The organism is Pseudarthrobacter niigatensis, from assembly GCF_030812615.1.
Lineage (GTDB): Bacteria > Actinomycetota > Actinomycetes > Actinomycetales > Micrococcaceae > Arthrobacter > Arthrobacter niigatensis.
In genome coordinates this window covers 328,858-341,893 of the sequence record NZ_JAUSTB010000002.1, presented here as the reverse complement: position 1 = coordinate 341,893, position 13,036 = coordinate 328,858, and the positions used below count along the sequence as shown (strand labels likewise).

12 protein-coding genes are annotated in these 13,036 nt (G+C 64.9%); 3 read left to right on the top strand and 9 right to left on the bottom strand.

Features of this window, described 5'->3' with window-relative positions; all coding sequences use genetic code 11:
• Positions 1-174 precede the first annotated feature (174 nt).
• Positions 175-1,488 (top strand): AI-2E family transporter, encoded by a 1,314-nt coding sequence (locus J2T23_RS04640; protein ID WP_307357612.1) that lies wholly within the window; start codon positions 175-177, stop codon positions 1,486-1,488.
• Positions 1,489-1,498: 10 nt separating this feature from the next.
• Here the strand turns inward: J2T23_RS04640 and J2T23_RS04635 are convergent, their stop codons facing one another.
• Positions 1,499-2,296, bottom strand: a complete 798-nt coding sequence (locus J2T23_RS04635; RefSeq protein WP_307357610.1) for an alpha/beta hydrolase — start codon at positions 2,294-2,296, stop codon at positions 1,499-1,501.
• Positions 2,297-2,341: 45 nt separating this feature from the next.
• On the bottom strand, positions 2,342-2,695 hold the full coding sequence (locus tag J2T23_RS04630; RefSeq protein ID WP_141160064.1) for an Rv1322 family protein: 354 nt from the start codon (positions 2,693-2,695) through the stop codon (positions 2,342-2,344).
• 118 nt (positions 2,696-2,813) lie between these two features.
• Here J2T23_RS04630 and nucS point away from each other — a divergent pair, with 118 nt between their 5' ends.
• On the top strand, positions 2,814-3,509 hold the full coding sequence (gene nucS, locus J2T23_RS04625) for an endonuclease NucS (protein ID WP_141160063.1): 696 nt from the start codon (positions 2,814-2,816) through the stop codon (positions 3,507-3,509).
• Between the two features lie 307 nt (positions 3,510-3,816).
• Positions 3,817-4,020 (top strand): cold-shock protein, encoded by a 204-nt coding sequence (locus J2T23_RS04620; RefSeq protein WP_011692441.1) that lies wholly within the window; start codon positions 3,817-3,819, stop codon positions 4,018-4,020.
• Positions 4,021-4,168: 148 nt separating this feature from the next.
• Here the strand turns inward: J2T23_RS04620 and J2T23_RS04615 are convergent, their stop codons facing one another.
• The 7 genes from J2T23_RS04615 to atpA form a co-directional block, all read right to left on the bottom strand.
• Positions 4,169-6,733 (bottom strand): bifunctional lysylphosphatidylglycerol flippase/synthetase MprF, encoded by a 2,565-nt coding sequence (locus J2T23_RS04615; protein WP_370871395.1) that lies wholly within the window; start codon positions 6,731-6,733, stop codon positions 4,169-4,171.
• Between the two features lie 32 nt (positions 6,734-6,765).
• A complete protein-coding gene (locus tag J2T23_RS04610) occupies positions 6,766-8,094 on the bottom strand; it encodes an alpha/beta hydrolase (RefSeq protein WP_307357607.1) in 1,329 nt (442 codons plus the stop codon).
• Between the two features lie 5 nt (positions 8,095-8,099).
• Complete coding sequence (locus J2T23_RS04605) at positions 8,100-8,531, bottom strand: DUF2550 domain-containing protein (RefSeq protein ID WP_307357605.1); 432 nt, start codon at positions 8,529-8,531, stop codon at positions 8,100-8,102.
• Positions 8,532-8,541: 10 nt separating this feature from the next.
• Positions 8,542-8,826, bottom strand: coding sequence for a F0F1 ATP synthase subunit epsilon (locus J2T23_RS04600; RefSeq protein ID WP_018760117.1), 285 nt, complete (start codon positions 8,824-8,826; stop codon positions 8,542-8,544).
• A gap of 1 nt (position 8,827) precedes the next feature.
• Positions 8,828-10,282, bottom strand: coding sequence for a F0F1 ATP synthase subunit beta (gene atpD / locus J2T23_RS04595; RefSeq protein WP_110541032.1), 1,455 nt, complete (start codon positions 10,280-10,282; stop codon positions 8,828-8,830).
• An 82-nt stretch (positions 10,283-10,364) separates the two neighbouring features.
• Positions 10,365-11,255, bottom strand: coding sequence for a F0F1 ATP synthase subunit gamma (locus J2T23_RS04590; protein ID WP_141160060.1), 891 nt, complete (start codon positions 11,253-11,255; stop codon positions 10,365-10,367).
• A gap of 72 nt (positions 11,256-11,327) precedes the next feature.
• Positions 11,328-12,965, bottom strand: a complete 1,638-nt coding sequence (gene atpA, locus J2T23_RS04585; RefSeq protein WP_141160059.1) for a F0F1 ATP synthase subunit alpha — start codon at positions 12,963-12,965, stop codon at positions 11,328-11,330.
• Positions 12,966-13,036 lie beyond the last annotated feature (71 nt).

Genomic DNA, 13,036 nt, shown 5'->3' with positions numbered 1-13,036 from the left:
CAATAGTAACCTTTCTGTTATCAGGGAGCCCTTTTAGGCCTGCGTCCGCCCGGCACCGCCGGTGCCCGGGAGGCGCCTTCGGCTCGCGGTGGCAAGCCTGCTGATAGTGTTTGCGATGATCATCACACCGGCCCGCGCAGGCGGTGCCACGCACGGAACAGGCCCCCAAAACCATTGACTGACAAGACGGACCCGTCCTCGGCTGCAGCCGGAAATCCAGGGGATCCCAGGGGCCCTGTCCCTGCCGCCGTTCCTCCGCTGGGCATGGCCGCACGCCGTGGTGGCTCAGCCGCTGCAGCCCTTGGCCACGTGGTCCGCAGGCTCCGGCAGCCGCTGCCCGGCGCGCAGCCCCGGCTGCGGTTTGAAATGCCGCCGGAATATACCGGACAGCTTCCGGAGGAGGACCACGACGGCGGCGAGGAGCCGCAGTTCGGCCATCCCGGACCCCGGATGTCACCCCAGCACCCGCTGTATATGGGGTTCATGGGTACCGTGGGCGTGGGCCTGGCGCTGTTGGTCTACTGGATCGGTTCCCACACGACGCAGCTGCTGCTGTGGATCGTTGCTGCGCTGTTCATAGCACTGGGCCTGGAGCCGGTGGTGGGCTGGCTCGAAGGCCGGAAGATCCCCCGGCCTGCCGGAATCCTGGTCTCGGTGGCGGTCCTGATGGGCGCCGTCGTCGGTTTCTTCGCCACCCTCATTCCCACCATCGTGGAACAGGTCTCCGAGATTGTGCGGCAGGCGCCGGACTGGGTACGCAACTTCATGGATTCCGACCTCTTCCGCAGCCTTGACGACCAGTTCGGCGTACGCGACCGCATCACCGAGGAACTGAACAAGTTCGTCAACGACCCCGCAGCGATGGGTGGTATTTTCGGCGGGGTGCTGGGCTTCGGTTCCACCGTGGCCAACAGCCTCTTCGGGGCCCTGATCGTCCTGGTGCTGAGCCTGTACTTCCTGGCCGCCCTGCCGGCCATGAAGAAGTGGGGCTACCGCCTGGCTCCGCGCTCCCGGCGGAAGCGGGTGGCCGCCCTGTCCGAGGAGATCACCCGGTCGGTGGGAAACTACGTGATCGGCCAGGCCTGCGTTGCCCTGCTCAACGCCACCTTCGCCTTCGTGGTGATGTCCATCGTGGGCATTCCATTCGCCCTGCTCCTGGCGTTCGTGGTCGTCCTCCTGGCTTTCATCCCTCTCGTGGGCGGGATGATCGCAGGCATCGTGGTGACCCTCGTGTCCCTCACCGAGGGCTGGCAGGTGGCGGCCATCTATGCTGTCTGCTACTTCGCCTACCTGCAGTTCGAGGCCTACTTCATCTCACCGCGCATCATGCAGAAGGCCGTGGCAGTCCCCGGCGCCGTGGCGGTCATTTCCGTTATCGCCGGCGGCAGCCTGCTGGGCGTGCTCGGCGCCCTGATCGCCATCCCCACCGCGGCCGCCGTGCTGCTGCTGGTCCGCGAGATCTACATCGTCCGGCAGGACCAGCACTAGGCCCGGGACGTCACGCGCCGGCGGTTGCCACCGGTCCGTCCCATTCGTGCGGCAGTCCTGTTCCGCCGTGGCCCGGTACCACCTGGGCCACGATGTCGTTCAGGACCCGGGCCGCGTACTTCTCCCCCACCCAGAGGTGCTTGGCCCCGGCCACCCCCTCCACGCGGGCCTGCGGGACCAGGCGGAAGCGTTCGGCGGCTTCGGCCGGCTGGAGGAAATCGTCATGCTCGGGGACCAGGACGGTGAGGGGCTTGCCGGACTCCGCCCAGAGCTGCAGGTGCTTGTCCGTGGCGCGGTGCAGCGGGGGCGACAGCAGTATGGCGCCTTCGATCTGGCCGGCTACCGGCTCCACGGCCCCGTACATCAGGGCCAGTTCGGTCCCAAAGGACCAACCCACCAGCCAGCGGTTGGGCAGGCCCCGTTCGACGGCGAAGCGGACGGCGGCCTCCACGTCATGGCGCTCCCCCACCCCTTCCTCGAAGGTGCCGGTGCTGGTGCCGCGGGGCGAGGCGGTGCCCCTGGTGTTGAAGCGCAGCACAGCAACGCCCGCCAGCGCCGGCAGCCGGTAGGAGGCCTTGCGGTACACATGGGAATCCATGAAGCCGCCGTGGGTGGGCAGGGGGTGGAGTGTGATCAGCGTGGCCCTGACCGGGCCCGATTCCGGCAGCGCCAGCTCCCCCACGAGCGTGTGGCCATCCTCCGTCTGCAGCTCGATGTTCTCGCGCCGGGCAGGCAGGACCGTGGAGGCACGGATGGGCGCGGGCCCTTGGGTTTGGGTGAACTGGTACGACGCCGGATCAAAAGTCATGCCTGCCAGCTTAGCGACAGCGGAGCCCGTCCAGCCCCGAGCGGGTCAGCGGTAGCGGTAGCTGCGCGTCATCCAGCAGTTGGTGTGCCAGTGCCGCCGTTCCGCCAGGCCGGCAGCCGCCCCAAAGAGGTGGTCGTCCTTCCACACCACCAGGTGCGCAACACCGGGCAGGACGGCCGTGGAGCATTCCGGGCAGATGTAGGTCTTCTCGGCGTTCTTGGCGGTCATGGTCCGGACCATCCACTCGCCGTCGGGGGCGCTTTCACGCCGGGCGATGCCGGCGCGTGCGCGTTCAAGGTCCAGCTCGGGAACGTCCGCACTCCCCTTCCGCCCTGCACCGCGGCCCGAAACGGGGCCCTTGCCGGAAGCAGGACGGCGGGGACGGTTGGAACGCGGCATATATCCATTCTGCCCCAGCGGATCCCCCGCCCACGCCGCGCCGCAGGTCCCCCGCCGCCCCACCAGGCCGTCCGCCGTCGGGCACGGCCCGCCTGGTCCACGCGATAGTCTGTACGGCGTGCGACTCGTCATAGCCCATTGCTCCGTTGATTACGTTGGCCGGCTTAAGGCCCATCTCCCCCTTGCCACCCGGCTCCTGCTGGTGAAGGCGGACGGGTCCGTGCTGGTGCATTCCGACGGCGGCTCCTACAAGCCGCTGAACTGGATGAGCCCGCCGGCGACGCTGCGCGTCTCGTCCCCCGACGAAGTGGACCTGGAACTGGGCGTGGTGGAGCAGTGGACCGTGCAGTCCGCCAAGACCGACGACCGGCTGATCATCAACATCCACGAGAAGGTCAGCGAGTCCTCCCACGACCTCGGCGTTGACCCCGGGCTGATCAAGGACGGCGTGGAAGCGGACCTGCAGCGGCTGCTGGCCGAACAGATTGAAACGCTGGGCCAGGGCTATTCCCTGATCAGGCGCGAGTACTTCACGGCGATCGGCCCCGTGGACATCCTGGCCCGGGACGCAGACGGCGCCACCGTTGCCATCGAACTCAAGCGCCGCGGCGACATCGACGGCGTGGAGCAGCTGACCCGGTACCTGGAACTGCTCAACCGCGACCCCCTGCTGGCACCTGTCCGCGGAATCTTCGCTGCGCAGCAGATCAAGCCACAGGCAAAGGTCCTTGCCAACGACCGGGGGATCGACTGCATCACCCTGGACTATGACGCCATGCGCGGGGTGGACGACAGCGAATCCAGGCTCTTCTAGGAATTCACCTTTGTTGCTTTGGGCACCTAATTGGCGCTTGTATGAAGGTATCTTCCGTGTCACCTGCTTTTTACCCAAATTTTCTCCTTTTTACCGGCCGGGCCGTTGACCTGCGGGAACGGGCATGAAATTCTTGTCTCAGTCTTTGTGTAGGTGTTTTTCATGCTTGCAAGACATGTTGCGAGCGCGAAGCTCCTGCAACGCCGGATCCTTCCCGGAAAAGGCAAACCAGGATTCTTCTCGCGGAGTGACCAAGGCCGGCACGCGGTGTGCCGGTCTTAAAAAGTTCCACAATGAGGAGAAATAAATGGCACAGGGAACCGTCAAGTGGTTCAACGCTGAAAAGGGCTTCGGCTTCATCACCCCGGACGACTCCGATGGCGATGTCTTCGTTCACTACTCCGAGATCCAGACCGGCGGCTTCAAGACCCTCGACGAGAACCAGCGCGTTCAGTTCGAAATCGGCCAGGGCGCCAAGGGTCCCCAGGCTACCGGCGTGACGCTGGTCTAGCAGCCGCCGGCCGCACATTTGCGGCCGAAAGCTTCAACAAATGATCCCTGGGAAATTTCCCGGGGATCATTTGTTTGTCTGTAAATAGGCACAGCAAATGCAAATTAATCGCTTTGGGCCATAAGGCCTTCACGGGCCGTGGAGCCGCTCAGGTAACCAGCTTGCGGACCAGCCGGGCGCCCTGCGCCAGGGAAAGCCCCGGCAGGTAGGCACGGGTCAGCGCCCTCCCGATCGCCGGCAGATGGAGTGGGTCCTGGTAGTACAGGTAGAGTGCCCGGTACTCAGGCTTGAACCGGGACTTGAACGCTGCCAGGGAACGGAAGCCGTAGACCGGCTCCAGCGCGTGGCCCACCAGGTCGAGGATCCGTACCAGGTTCTGCGCGCCCTCGTCGGTGGCGGTCCCGTCCTCCGTTCCGGCATCATCCCCTGTCCCCTCTGCCTCCGGCTCCCCGGCCCGGGTGTGCTGGGCCTCCGGTCGGCTGGCAAGGGGCGAGCCGGACAGCGAAATCATGTCCACCGAATCGCGCAACTCCAGGACTGCGGAGGCGATCAGGAATTCCATCACTCCCGGGAAGCCCTCGCTGCCCCGGCGCATAACGTCCAGCGTCCTGCTGACCAGCCGGCCGCCGTCGTACACCGGAAGCCAACTGGTTACCCCGTGAACCGCACCGTTGCCGTCCACGGCGAGGCAGCAGAGCACTTCCTCGTCATCGAGTTCGTCCACTCCCCCGAGGGTGAACCCCATTTCCGGCACTGACTTGCTGGCTGCCCATTCTTCCGACACTTCATTCAGCCGCGACCGCAGTGCCGCCGGCAGCGAATGGTAGGAGCCCCACACTGCATGCACGCCCAGTTTGGTGGCACGGTTCAGTGCCGTCCTGACGTTCTGCCACTCCTTGCCCTTGAACTCCAGTTCGTTCAGCGCCAGCCGGGTCTCCTGTGCCACCGCCACGCGCGAGAAGCCCCGTTCCTTGAGTGCCGGCCACAGCGTGTCGTCGCAGGAATACAGGGCCGGGACCAGCGCCTGGCTGCGGCAGTAATCCAAGAACCCCTCCGTGACCCGCTGTTCCGCCTTGCGGTCACCAAAGGCACCGCCCAGGGTCAGGGCCACCGTCCCGTGCTGCTGGAAGGCAACGGCCCCAGCACCGTCCGGGCTGAACCAGTATGTGTTGGGTTCCCACAACGCCATCCAGGACAGGGGGCCACCGCCCTGGTGCAGCAGTTGGCGGGCACGGTCCTTGTCCTGCCGTCCGAAGTTCAGCCCGTGGTGCCGGCCGACGAGCACCCACCAGACGGCGATCAGCGCCACCAGCCAGAACACGGGACCGGAGTAGGCAAACAGGATGGCTTCTGCGCTGTCCCGCTCCGGGAACGCCCTGCGGAAGTGCTGCGGGATGGGCACCGGGACGTATTGCCGGGCCAACTCTGCGAAGAGGCCCAGCAGCCCGCCGTCGCGGGCCAGGCCGCCGGACCAGAACCAGGCAACAGTGTAGGAGCCCGCCAGGACGAGCCACGTTCCACAGACAACGGCCCCGAGGGTGCGGCGGGCGCCCGGGCGCGTCTGCACGCGGAACTGGCGGCGGTTCAGCCACAGGACCACTGCCAGCAGCAAGGGGACAACCACCAGGGGAAGCACATGGGCAAAGGCCGAAGCCAGCGGGGTCGCATGGGTCCCCTGGAGTCGCGAGGGAACGAGGGCGAAGAGGGCAAGGTAGACGGCTGCCAGGGCCGTGACCGCCAGCTGGATGGCCAGGGCTATGCTGAGCGCCAGGCGCCGTCCCCGCCGCATGCCGTCCGCGCAGATCAGCAACAGGATCACCGGCACCACGGCCAGGGCCAGTCCGAACGGCCCGGCAAACCCTGCCCTCCCCGTTTCCAGGCATGAAGCATCAACGGTGGCCCCGCAGTTGAACACCAGTTGGCTGAGCGTGGGCATCGGACTGAGCACCACATCCCGCAGCAGCGCCAGCGGTCCGGTGGGCGCGCGCGTGATTCCCGTGAGGATGGGGCCCACTGCGAAGACCGCGACCGTGAGGGCCAGCAGGTTCCTGGTCTCGCGGCCGGTGGACCGGTGGCGGTGGAGCCGGCCCTGGTCGCCCTGGATCCACCAGCCCGCCAGGAGGCCCAGGAGGGCCCCGATAAGGCCTATCACCGTTTCGGCGTGACCGACATAGAGGACCAACAGGATCGAGATGGACAGCACCGCGGTGCGGAGCCGGCGCTGCCACAGCAGCGTGATCCGGGCACTCGCCGCCAGGCCCGCCGTCAGTACCGGAGCGTAGGGTCCGATCAGGCTGTCATCGACCATCTTGTCCAGCCAGCCGTCGCCCACGTACACCGCCAGCTGCGTCACCAGGAGGAACACAGTCACGGCAACAAACTGGCCGCCGAAGAAGAGTCCGACGGCGGCGCGGCGGCCCAGCTTGCGCTCGGCGAGTCCGAGCAGCAGCACGATCATCAGTGATGCGCTGAGGTAGGCCAGCGGATTCGTGGCAAAGAAGAGGCTGGTGAATAGGGACCACCATTTGCCGTCCCGCAGGCCGGGTCCGCTGACTGAGGCGAGCCCCAGCAGCCGCTCCGGCGGACCGTCCAGGAAGCTCCCGGTCAAGGCAGCGGCGGCCAGGAAGGCGACCACCACGCCCAGCGTGAAGGGCATGGATTTCAGCGTGCCAAACACCTGCTGGACTGCCGGACGGCCGACGGCGGCCCACATCAGCACCATCGTGCGGTCCGGTTTCCTGGTGCTCACCACTGCAGGCCCCACTGGCTGCCGAGGAACTGCAGCGCGTCAGCAAAGCGCTTGGACGATGTGTCCCAGGAGTGGCCGGTATGTTCCACCTCGTGGGCCTGCACGGTGAAGCCCGCATTCCCGGCGGCTGCGGCCAGGGCGTGGAGGTTCCCCACGAACTCCGGATCGTTCTGGCCTGCAGTGAGGTACATGCCGCTGGACTCGAAGCGTTGGTGTTTCATGATCTCCAGAGGAGTCTGCTTGATGAATTCATCGGGGTTTCCGGGAAAGGCTGCGTCGATGGTCTTCTGCCGTTCCTTGGCAATGGCGGGTTCGGCTTCACTGGAAAATGCCAGCACGTCGGCGTAGATGTCCGGATGCCGCGTCCCCATCTGAACAGCGCACGTGCCGCCGAAGGAAAACCCGCCCACGGCCCAGTGGCGGTGGTTGGTGTCCACCGCGAGGGTGGAACTGATCCAGCGTGGCACGTCCTGTGACAGGTACGTGTCCGCGTTGGCAATCCGGCTGTCCATGCACATGGTGTTGGCGGACTGTGATCCATTGGGGTCCGGGATGACCACCACCGGGGCCACTCCCCCGTGTGCGGCGGCGAAGGAATCCATGTGGCCGCGGAGGGCGCCGCCCGTAAGCCAGTCGGCCGGGCCGCCCGGCTGCCCGGCCACCAGGACCAGTACCGGCAGCGCCGGCCGGTTGGCGGCAAAGTAGGCCGGCGGAAAGTAGATAAAAGCATCACGGGTCGTCATCCCGGAAGCCGGGCCGGGGATGGCGGTCTTCCGCAACTCGCCGCCCGCCGGCAAGTCCCCCTCCGGCTTCCAGCCTTGAAGCGGGGCACCGTCTGGTTCGCCCGCGTGCCGCATCAAATCCTGCTCGAGCACCGGGATGCGGGCCAGTGCCGTCCCCATCAGGTCACTGACCGTCCTGTTCAGGCCAAAATAGGCGTTGATCTGGATCGTTGAGAGAAGCACCACCAGGACTGCGGCCAGGAAACCTGTTCCGTAATGCAGCCAGCTGGTCCGCGGCATTCTCAGGATGCCCAGGATGACAGCGGAAACAGCCGGCACGAACCAAAGGAGAACGGGACCGGGAATGTCCTCCGGGAAGACGGTGAGCACGTTGATCATGACCCAGTGGACTGTTGCCACCAGCACGAACGCCGCGGCTACTGCACTGAAGACACGGATTGCCCAGGCCCTGGTGCGCATGGCGGCATCTTCGGAGGCGCGCCAGGGCGGCACCAGAAGGTAGGCTGCGCCGCCAACTCCCAATACCAGGACGGTTCCATAGAGTGGACCGTCCGTAAGCCGGATGTCTGAAAACCAGTCCACGTTGGCTAGCGCCAGGTCCCCACGCCGATGACCGGGCCTGCTTCCAGCCAGGACGAAAGACCCGTATAGGCGTCGAATTTCATGGCGAAGTGCAGGTCCTGCCCCTCGTAGCGGAGTTCGACGATCACCACGTCGGGCTGGACTCTGACAGCCTCGGCTTCGGTCGGTTTCCTGCGTCCCAGCAGCTCGAGGGAACTGCGCTTGAACGTGTATTTGGGCCGGACGCTCAGGGAGATGAGCCTGAACCACTCAAGGTCATTGTCCTGATAACGACAAACCCCCATCTGCCAGCTGTTCCCAGCTACGCAAATGGAGGCGTCCACCGTGCCGAGGGCACGCCGCAGGTTGAAGCGGCGCACCCCCGAAAGGCACAGTGCAAATATCAGCAATCCGAAAACGATTGCCAGTGCGATGAACGAAATACCCGGTGCGTCCATCAAGGTCGTGCTAGCGGATCCCAGCGGTAGCCGAGCCGCCCAGCTGGGCGTTGTCAGCAACGATCACCACGCGGTTGTTGTCAACGGAGAAGAACCCGCCGTCCACATCCACCGCAATACGGTCCCCGGATACCGGCTGGATTGCCAGTTCACCTTCGGCCAGGATCGCCAGCAGGGGCGAGTGGCCGGGCAGGATTCCGATTTCACCATCGCTGGTGCGGGCCTTGACCATCTTGGCCGCTCCGGACCACACGAAGTGGTCCGCTGCGACAATCTCAACCTCAAGCTCAGCCATATTACTTGGTCTGTTCCTGGATCTTGGCCCACTGGCGCTCAACGTCATCGAGGCCGCCGACGTTGAAGAACGCCTGCTCCGCGATGTGGTCCAGCTCGCCGTCGCAGATGGCTGCGAAGCCCTCCACGGTGTCCTTGATGGAAACCGTGGAGCCCTCGACGCCGGTGAACTGCTTGGCGGTGTAGGTGTTCTGCGACAGGAACTGCTGGATGCGGCGTGCACGCGACACCACGATCTTGTCCTCTTCGGAGAGTTCGTCGACACCGAGGATGGCGATGATGTCCTGGAGTTCCTTGTTCTTCTGCAGGATCTGCTTCACGCGGACAGCCGTGTTGTAGTGGTCCTTGCCGATGTACTGGGGATCCAGGATGCGGGACGTGGACGTCAGCGGGTCCACGGCCGGGTACAGGCCACGGGAGGCGATTTCACGGGAAAGTTCCGTGGTGGCATCCAGGTGCGCGAAGGTGGTGGCCGGGGCCGGGTCGGTGTAGTCATCTGCGGGAACGTAGATGGCCTGCATCGAGGTGATGGAGTGGCCCTTGGTGGAGGTGATGCGCTCCTGCAGGAGGCCCATCTCATCGGCCAGGTTGGGCTGGTAGCCCACGGCCGAAGGCATGCGGCCCAGCAGGGTGGAAACCTCGGAACCTGCCTGGGTGAACCGGAAGATGTTGTCGATGAAGAGCAGCACGTCCTGGTTCTGCACATCGCGGAAGTACTCCGCCATGGTCAGAGCGGACAGGGCCACGCGGAGGCGCGTTCCCGGCGGCTCGTCCATCTGGCCGAACACAAGGGCGGTGTCCTTGAGGACGCCTGCCTCTTCCATTTCCACCCAGAGGTCGTTGCCCTCACGGGTACGCTCGCCAACACCGGCGAACACGGAAGTACCACCGAAGTTGCGGGCAACACGGGTGATCATTTCCTGGATCAGAACGGTCTTGCCCACGCCGGCGCCGCCGAAGAGGCCGATCTTTCCACCCTTGATGTAGGGGGTCAGGAGGTCGATGACCTTGATGCCGGTCTCGAGCATCTCGGTGGAGCCTTCGAGCGAAGCGAAGCTGGGGGCCTTGCGGTGGATGGGCCAGCGTTCGCTGACGTCCAGCTCAGACTCGGCAACGTCCAGGGGCTGGCCCAGCACGTTGAAGATGTGGCCCTTGACGCCGTCGCCTACGGGAACGGAGATCGGGGCACCGGTGTCGATGACGCCGGTCCCGCGGACCAGGCCGTCGGTCGCCTGCAGCGAGATGGCACGGATGAGGTTGTCGCCGAGGTGCAGCGCAACTTCGAAGGTGATGGTCTTGGTCTCACCGTTGAGAGTGATCTCGGTGGTGAGGGCGTTGTAGATCGACGGGATTGCGTCAGCCGGGAATTCGACGTCGACAACCGGGCCGATTACGCGCGCAATACGGCCGGTTGCACCGGACGTTGCGGCTACGTGTTCGGTAGCAGTGGCAGTCATCTCTCTCACTTCATTCAGTAGATGGCGTGGGGTTAAGTCTATCTGTGGTGGTGCTGGTTACGCGGAACCGAGGGGCCGGAGGCTAGGACGCGAGAGCGTCGGCACCTGCAACAATCTCAGAAAGCTCCTGCGTAATTTCGGCCTGGCGGGCCGTGTTGCGCAGGCGCGTGTACTTCTTGATCAGGTCCGTTGCGTTGTCGCCTGCGGACTTCATCGCCCGCTGGCGGGCGGCAAGCTCGGACGCTGCCGCCTGCAGCATGGCTGCGAAGATACGGGATTCGATGTAACGCGGGAGCAGGGCGTCAAGGACACGCTCAGTTTCCGGCTCGAACTCGTACAGCGGCAGGAGATCCGATTCGGAAGCAGCCTGTTCTTCCACTACTTCCAGCGGAAGCAGGCGGATGACCGTCGGCTCCTGCGTAACCATGGACTTGAAGCGGGTGTAGACAACATGGATTTCGTCCACGCCGCCCTCTTCGAAGTCGGTTGCGAAGTCTGCCAGCAGCGCTTCGCCGATTTCACGGGCGGTGGCGAACTCTGGAGCGTCGGTTCCTCCGGTCCAGACCCGCGAGTACTCGCGGTTCCGGAAATCGAAGTACGCCTGGGCCTTGCGGCCCACGAGGTAGGTTTTGACTTCCTTGCCTTCGTCGTGGAGCAGCTCGAAGAGACCTTCCGCCTGCTTGAGCACACTCGCGGAGTAGGAACCTGCCAGGCCACGGTCCGAGGTGATTACCAGGACGGCGGCACGGCGGATCTGCTCCGGCTCAGTGGTCAGCGGGTGGTCGATTTCGCTTTGGCTGGCGACAGCAGAAACGGCGCGCGTGATCGCGTTCGCGTAAGGCAGTGAAGCTGCTACGCGCGCACGGGCCTTCCCGATGCGCGAGGTAGCGATCAGTTCCATCGCTTTGAAGATCTTGCGCATCGACGTGGTCGAGCTGATCTTCTGGCGGTAGACCCGGATCTGGGCTCCCATACTTATCCTTTCCTAACATTCCGTAGCCGGGTGTGCCGGACCCTGGGGCCCGGCACACCCGGCGATGCGGAACTAGCGCTTCTGCTTGACGATCTTTTCCTGGTCGACTTCGCCCTCGGAGATAGCGTCATGCTCCTCGTGGCCGGCGCCTACCAGGTGGTTGTCACCCTCGCCGAAGAAGCCCTTCTTGAAGTCCACGATGGAGGACTTGAGGGCAGCAACGGTGTCGTCGTCCAGCACGTTGGTCTGGGCCAGCGTGGTCAGGATCGAGGACTTGTGGCGCAGGTGCTCCAGGAACTCAGCCTCGAAGCGGCTGATGTCCTCGACGGGAACGTCATCCAGGTAGCCGTTGGTGCCGGCCCAGATGGAGACGACCTGGTCCTCGACCGGGAACGGTGAGTACTGGCCCTGCTTGAGCAGTTCCATCAGGCGGGCGCCACGGGTCAGCTGCTGGCGGGATGCTGCGTCCAGGTCGGATGCGAACATCGCGAACGCCTGCATGTCGCGGTACTGGGCCAGGTCCAGCTTCAAAGTACCGGAGACCTTCTTCATGGACTTGACCTGGGCGGCACCGCCAACGCGGGACACCGAGACACCCACGTCAACAGCGGGGCGCTGGTTGGCGTTGAAGAGGTCCGACTGCAGGAAGATCTGGCCATCGGTGATGGAGATGACGTTGGTCGGGATGTAGGCGGACACGTCGTTCGCCTTGGTCTCGATCAGCGGCAGGCCCGTCATGGAACCGGCACCGAGCTCGTCGGAGAGCTTGGCACAACGCTCCAGCAGGCGGGAGTGCAGGTAGAAGACGTCGCCCGGGTAGGCTTCGCGTCCCGGCGGGCGGCGGAGCAGCAGCGACACGGCGCGGTATGCCTCGGCCTGCTTGGACAGGTCATCAAACACGATCAGGACGTGCTTGCCGCCGTACATCCAGTGCTGGCCGATAGCCGAGCCTGCATACGGTGCCAGATACTTGAAGCCTGCGGGGTCGGACGCAGGAGAGGCCACGATGGTGGTGTACTCCAGCGCGCCGTTGTCCTCGAGGGTCTGGCGGATGGCGGCGATGGTGGACGCCTTCTGGCCAATGGCAACGTAGATGCAGCGCACCTGCTTGGTGACATCGCCTGAAGCCCAGTTGGCCTTCTGGTTGATGATGGTGTCGATCGCAATGGCCGACTTGCCGGTCTGGCGGTCGCCAATGATCAGCTGGCGCTGGCCGCGGCCGATCGGGATCATCGCGTCAATGGCCTTGAGGCCGGTCTGCATCGGCTCGTGCACCGACTTGCGCTGGGTCACGCCCGGAGCCTGCAGCTCCAGCGCGCGGGTGGTCTCCGCCTTGATCTCGCCAAGGTCGTCCATGGGCTGGCCCAAGGGGTCAACTACACGGCCAAGGAAGGCGTCGCCAACCGGAACGGACAAAACCTGGCCGGTCCGGTGCACTTCCTGGCCTTCTTCGATGCCCTGGAAGTCACCGAGGATAATGACACCGATCTCGCGGACGTCAAGGTTCTGGGCCAGGCCCAGCGTGCCGTCTTCGAAGCGAAGAAGCTCATTCGCCATGACCGAGGGAAGGCCCTCAACACGGGCGATGCCGTCACCTGCGGTCGTTACACGGCCAACCTCTACGCGCTCTGCGTTTCCGGGTTCGTAGGACGCCGCGAACTCGTTCAACGCATTACGGACGTCGTCGGCGTTGATGGTCAATTCGGCCATCTGCAGTCCCTGCTCTCCTGTTTGTGATCACCGCAAACGGTGACCGGGGTTTCTATCAGTTTGGTTGTGCT